This window comes from Cupriavidus sp. GW822-FHT02D05 (assembly GCF_058802485.1).
The window spans coordinates 1-5473 of record NZ_JBXAOE010000067.1 but is presented as its reverse complement, the minus strand read 5'-3'; the positions used below and the strand labels follow the sequence as shown (position 1 = coordinate 5473).

The following is a 5473-nucleotide window of genomic DNA, read 5'->3' as shown; positions in this document are numbered from 1 at the left end:
CATCTTCCCCATGACTGCATCTCCATGTTCAGTTTAGGAAGAATAGGTCTTTCTTTGTTTTGTCTCCACCCTCAAAGGCATCCAGGCCAATCGCGGCGCTCAGGTTGATGTCGGGGTAGAAGCTGGCCTTGGCCACCTTGATGTCGTGGGTGCTGGCATCCACGCGCCACCGTGCGGCAACGATGTCGGGGCGGCGCGAGACCAGGTCGGCCGGGAGGTTGTCCGGCAGGCGCACGGCATCGCCGGGGCTCAGCGTGGGCCGCGCGAGGGCCAGCCCGCGGTCCGGGCCGCGGCCAAGCAAGGCGCCCAGCTGGTAGCGGGCATTGAGGATGGCGCCATTGAGTGCCGTGACCACCGCGTTGCTGGCGTCGAGGTTGGCGTCGGCGGTGCGTTGTTCCACTTCGGTGTCCAGGCCGGAGGCGGCGCGGGCGCGGGTAATGCGGGCCAGCGCGCTGCGCTGGCTGACTTCGTCCTGGGCGATGTCGAGCAGGGCGTACAGGCGGGCCAGTTCGTTATAGGCGCGGGCCACGGCCGAGCTGACGGACAGGCGGACCTGTTCCGATTCCGCCTCGGCGGCGCGGCGGGCGGAGACCGACGAGGCCAGCGCTTCGCGGTTCTTGCCCCACAGGTCGAGTTCATAGGCGGCGCTGATCACGCCACGGTTTTCGGTCTGCCAGGAACCCGCGACTGGCGGCGGCACCATGGCCGTGGCCGAGTACTGCTGGCGGGTCAAGGCGTAACCGGCATCCACGCGCGGCAAGGTGTTGGCATTGGCGCCTTCGCTGTAGGCAGCGGCGGCGGCCAGGCGAGCCTTGGCCATGTCGATCGACGGGCTGCCTTCGAGCGCCTCGGCAATCAGCGCGCGCAGCTGCGCGTCGCCGAACTGGGCGGCCCAGTCGGCCGCGGGCCAGTGGCCTTGCTCGGGGGGCAGGCTGGCGGTGGTTTCCAGCGCGGTGGGCTCGGCGACGTGCTTGTCGCTGGAGATGCCCGCGTAGCTGGCGCAGCCGGCCAGCCAGGCGCTGAGCAGCAGGGGCAGGACCTTGGCGGAGCGCAGGGCGCGGCCAGTCGTTCGAGAAGTCTGCGTTTTCATTTTCTGATTTGTCAGATAAATGGTTAAAAAAAGACGCGCTCAGGCGGCCGAGAATTTGTCGAGCAGGCGCAACAATTCGTTGAACTCGCTCTTGCTGAAATCCTTGAGGCGCGCATTGAGCACCTCGGGGGCGATCTCCGGGATCTGGTCGGCAACGCTGTGGCCCTTGGCGGTGAGCTCCAGGTTCACCACGCGGCGGTCATCCACGTTGCGCGAGCGGGTCAAGAGGCCCTTGTGCTCCAGCTTGTCGAGGATGCGGGTCATCAGGCCTGTGTCGATCACCAGCAGCTTGCTCAGCTCGAACGGGGTGGTGGCCGTGCCGCGCGACAGCGACAGCAGGATGCCCATCTGCTGGGCGGTGATATCCAGCTCCTTCAGGGCCGCGTCCATCTCCATCAGCACAAGATTGCGGGCCTTGTTGAGATAAAAACCGACGCTATCCGTCAGGTTGAAAGTCCCTTTCGTGTAGTGCTTCATGGCTGCCTCCCGTCTTCCGTCTGCTGGCTGGATAATATTTGATAAGTCAGATAAATTCAAGGTCAGAATCTACATTGTTTAGCGCGTGCGGAGAAGGCGGCCCGCAGGTTACCAATGCGCCGCTTCCCGGCACGGATGGCTACGCATGCACCTCGCGGCTGGCGAAATACCGGGCCGGAGAATCGCCAAACGCACGGCGGAACATGGCGATGAAGTTGCTTGGTGTGGCGTAGCCCAGCGCCTGCGCAACCTCGCCCACGGCCTCGCCGCGCGCGAGCCGCTCCAGCGCCAGGGTGAGGCGCGCCTGCTGCCGCCAGTTGGCAAAACTCAGGCCGGTCTCGCCCAGGAACAGGCGGGACAGCGTGCGGGCAGACAAGCCGGCCCAGGCCGCCCATTCCACCAGGCTGCGGTGATCGTCGGGCTGCGCCAGGATGGCGTCGCTGATGCGGCAGGCACGCCGGTCGCTGGGCAGCGGCAGGTGCAGGGGTTGTTGTGGCGCCTGCCGGATCTCATCGAGCAGCACGGCGATGATCCGCTCCTGTGCGGCGTCCAGCGTGAACGGCGAAGGCCACGACGCAGCGCGGCTGATCAGCGCGCGCATGACATCGCTGGTCCCTACCACGCAGGGCATGCCGGGCAGGTCTTGTGCCGCGGCGGGCGCGATCCACACATTCCAGCCGCTCAGCACGCCGCTGATCGTGACCCGATGCATTTCTCCCGGCGGCATCCAGCCAGCCCGCTGAGCGGGCAGCAGCCAGGAGCCGCGCCGCGTGCGGACATGCACCAGGCCGTTGTCGATGCAGAACAGCTGGCCGCGCACGTGGCTGTGCCAGCCCAGCTCACGCGTACCGAGCCGGAACTCGTTGTCCGCCTTGTCGGCGCCGCGCATGGCAATCAAGGCAGGGCCGTCCGGCTGTTCGCTGGTGTCGGCAAAGGCGGCCAGCAGGCTTTCCGTTTCCGCCGTCACGCGGGCTGAGGACGCAGGATGGGATGGATGCGACGACATGGCTGAAACTCATTATTTTTAGGCAGGATAACGATATCGAGTCTACCCGAATCCGCCGGATACTTGCTCCCAAGGCGCTGCCATCCACACTTCCCCGCGCCGCAGGAGATCCATATGCAGACCGCAATCCCCGCCGTACCGGCAATCCCGGCCATATCCGCAACACCCAGCTTCCAGATTTACGACGCCAGCCGCTTTCCCATCGTGATCGGCCGCACGCCGGCCATGCAGCCGGGCTATGCAATCCAGTGGCGCGAGGAGATGACCGCGCTGGTCGAGCAGGGCCGGCCCTTCGTCCTGATCCATGATCAGCGGCCAGCGGAGGAAACGCATGAGGACCGCAAGCAGCGCGCCTTGTGGCTGAAACAGTACAAGGCGCCGCTCGGCGCGGTATGCAGGGCGCTGGTCCACATCGAGCCCGACCCGGTCAAGCGGGCCGCGCTCAGGGCCCAGGCGTTGCTTGCCGTCAAGGCCTTCGGCATTCCCATGGCGATTTGCGCCACCATGGCCGACGCGCTTTCGCTGGCCGCGCGGGCGCTGAACGAGACCACGCCGGATGCGTCCGCGGATGCGCAGGCACCCCGGGCAGCCGCGCGTTGAGCGCTGTACAACCACCGTCATGGCCCAAACCGCGACATTCTCCGTGCCTATGAAACCACTGCACATCACCATCGTCGGCGCCGGCCTGGGAGGCTTATGCCTGGCGCAAGGGCTCAAGCAGCGCGGCATCGCCTTCGATGTCTATGAGCGCGACACCGCACTGGCCAGCCGTACGCAGGGCTACCGCATCCGGATCGACCACGCTGGCCAAGAGGCCTTGAAGGGTTGCCTGCCGGCGGCTTTGTTCAGCGTGTTCCAGTCGACCAGCGCCATCCCCAACGCTGGCGTCAACATAGTCGACACCGGGCTCGAGGCTGTCAGCGGCAGGTGGGTGGAGGCGTGGCGGCGTGGCCGGGGCGATGCGTCCGCCGCAGCGGAAGTGGAAGCAGAAGCGGAAGCGGAAGCGGAAGACCTGAGCGTGAACCGCCAGACGCTGCGCGAAATCCTGATGCATGGCATCGAGGACCGGGTGCATTTCGGCAAGGTATTTGTGCGTTACCGCGAGGACGGAGACGCTCGCGTGCAAACGGGCTTCTCCGATGGTTCATCCACTGTATCGGACCTGCTCGTCGCGGCGGATGGCGTTAATTCAAGGGTGCGCCGGCGGCGCCTGCCGGGCGCGGCACCGGCCGATACCGGGTTTGCCTGCCTCTATGGCAAGACCTATCCCACGCCTGCCACGCTGGTGCGGCTATCCGGCTTGCTGCCGGCCAGGACGTCGATCGTCTTTGGCGATGGCCTGGCCGTCATCATCGATCCGATGCGGTTCCGCCCGCCGCCCGCGGGGTACCGCCTGAGCATGCCTGGCGACTACCTCTACTGGGCCATCGTCGGCGCGCGCGAAACCCTTGGCATCGGCTGGGAAGCCGGGGACGCGTTGCAACAGGACGCGCTTGCCGCGCGCCTCGAACGCATCTCGGCTGGGTGGCATGCCGGGCTGTGCCCGCTGTTCCAGCTGAGCGATCGAGCCTCGCTGGCCATGGTGCCCGTCAGGGCGGCAGATGTGCCCGCTGCCTGGCCAAGCAGTGCTGTCACGGTGTTGGGAGACGCCATCCATGCCATGAGCCCGGCCGGCGGCCTGGGGGCAAACACGGCGCTGCACGATGCGCTCCTGCTATCGCGGCAGCTGGGCGAGGCCGCCGCCGGCCGCCGCTCGCTGCGGGCGGCCATTGGCGGCTACGAAACCGTGATGCGGGAATACAGCGCGCGCGCCATCCTGGCGTCGCAGCGCGGGACAGAGGTGTTGCTGGGCGCCAGCGGCCGGCAAGCGGAGCGGGTCCTGGCCGGCTAGGCGTGGTGATCTGGGAAGGCGGTGACGCGACCTGGCGCACACAAGCGCACCCAGCGCGGCCAAGCGAAGGGGCCGCGCGCGGTTGCCGCCGCAAAGATCCGAACCCGGGGCGCTATTGCCCGGGAGCGAGCATTGCCACGCGGCGGCGCGGCACGTGGGTGGCCGCGCCTTTCAGCTGCTCGCTACTTCGATTTCGCGCCGTCCGTGTATGGGTCGGCCTTGCCGGCCTTGGCGCCATCCGTATAGGGATCAGCCTTGCCGGCCTTGGCTCCGTCCGTATAGGGATCGGGCTTGCCTTGCGTGGCATTCAGGTCCATTTGCGTGGATTGCTTCGCACCATCCGTGTACGGATCGAACTTGCCGGTTTTCGCCCCATCTGTATAGGGATCGGCCTTGCCGGCCTTGGCCCCGTCGGTGTACGGGTCGAACTTCTTCTGCTGGCCATAGCTCAAGCCTGAAGCCGTTGCGGCGGCGACAAGTAACGTCAACGTGAGTACTCTGCGCATCTCTTGCTCCGGTGGTAAGGAGGTGGTCGCCTGTGGTTCAGCGAGGGTGCGCCCGGTCACAGGCCGGCCGGAATAGCTGGCATCTGCGCCACGCCAGGCAAGCTGGGGCGGTAACCTCGATGGGCCAGCGGGGCACGCTAGTGAAGGCAGGCCAGGGCGCATGAGAGCTCGTCCCCGCCTGCCTATGCTGCGTCCCGCACAGTTCATCCTAGGAGTGAATCCAGGGAGGCCGTAGTAAAACGTTGTAAATCCTTGTTGCGCTTTTTCCTTTCGGCCGCGCCCTTTCCCGGAGTGCGAAACGTGTGCAGCGGCCGGTGCCTTCCCCGATTTTTCTGGCTTTCCCGGCTTTCCCAGCCTTTCTTCGAGCGTATCGCCACGGTCCATGTGCGCTTTGCGCTGTATCCTGGACTTCTGGTCTCCGATCTAAAAAACCCCTTGACTATCTATCTACCAGTAGATAATATTCAACACATGGAAGCCGCTGCTCCGCCCCAGCAAGAAAA

Annotated in this window: 6 protein-coding genes and 1 pseudogene; 3 read left to right on the top strand and 4 right to left on the bottom strand. The window is 65.9% G+C overall.

Features of this window, described 5'->3' with window-relative positions; translation table 11 throughout:
* Nucleotides 1-64: 64 nt before the first annotated feature.
* The 3 genes and pseudogenes from AC1RQK_RS40270 to AC1RQK_RS40260 all read right to left on the bottom strand — a co-directional run.
* A pseudogene (locus AC1RQK_RS40270) lies at nt 65-1090 on the bottom strand (efflux transporter outer membrane subunit); the annotation flags it as partial.
* Between the two features lie 39 nt (nt 1091-1129).
* The gene (locus tag AC1RQK_RS40265; RefSeq protein WP_492815221.1) at nt 1130-1567 is read right to left on the bottom strand and encodes a MarR family winged helix-turn-helix transcriptional regulator; all 438 of its coding nucleotides are present in this window, start codon (nt 1565-1567) and stop codon (nt 1130-1132) included.
* A gap of 139 nt (nt 1568-1706) precedes the next feature.
* Nucleotides 1707-2573, bottom strand: coding sequence for an AraC family transcriptional regulator (locus AC1RQK_RS40260; protein ID WP_492370622.1), 867 nt, complete (start codon nt 2571-2573; stop codon nt 1707-1709).
* A 114-nt stretch (nt 2574-2687) separates the two neighbouring features.
* On the opposite strand from AC1RQK_RS40260, the gene AC1RQK_RS40255 reads away from it, so the two are divergent.
* Nucleotides 2688-3173, top strand: coding sequence for a hypothetical protein (locus tag AC1RQK_RS40255; protein WP_492815219.1), 486 nt, complete (start codon nt 2688-2690; stop codon nt 3171-3173).
* Nucleotides 3174-3222: 49 nt separating this feature from the next.
* Nucleotides 3223-4464 (top strand): FAD-dependent oxidoreductase, encoded by a 1242-nt coding sequence (locus tag AC1RQK_RS40250; protein ID WP_492815223.1) that lies wholly within the window; start codon nt 3223-3225, stop codon nt 4462-4464.
* 182 nt (nt 4465-4646) lie between these two features.
* On the opposite strand, the gene AC1RQK_RS40245 is transcribed toward AC1RQK_RS40250, so the two are convergent.
* The gene (locus AC1RQK_RS40245) at nt 4647-4970 is read right to left on the bottom strand and encodes a hypothetical protein (protein WP_150985789.1); all 324 of its coding nucleotides are present in this window, start codon (nt 4968-4970) and stop codon (nt 4647-4649) included.
* Between the two features lie 252 nt (nt 4971-5222).
* Here AC1RQK_RS40245 and AC1RQK_RS40240 point away from each other — a divergent pair.
* Nucleotides 5223-5473 (top strand): hypothetical protein (locus AC1RQK_RS40240; protein ID WP_492815217.1); only part of this gene is annotated, 251 nt, incomplete at its 3' end.

Coding starts and splice junctions, on each gene's coding strand:
- AC1RQK_RS40245 (WP_150985789.1), bottom strand. CDS start 4,970: ATGCGCAGAGTACTCACGTTGACGTTACTTGTCGCCGCCGCAACGGCT.
- AC1RQK_RS40260 (WP_492370622.1), bottom strand. CDS start 2,573: ATGTCGTCGCATCCATCCCATCCTGCGTCCTCAGCCCGCGTGACGGCG.
- AC1RQK_RS40255 (WP_492815219.1), top strand. CDS start 2,688: ATGCAGACCGCAATCCCCGCCGTACCGGCAATCCCGGCCATATCCGCA.
- AC1RQK_RS40250 (WP_492815223.1), top strand. CDS start 3,223: ATGAAACCACTGCACATCACCATCGTCGGCGCCGGCCTGGGAGGCTTA.
- AC1RQK_RS40265 (WP_492815221.1), bottom strand. CDS start 1,567: ATGAAGCACTACACGAAAGGGACTTTCAACCTGACGGATAGCGTCGGT.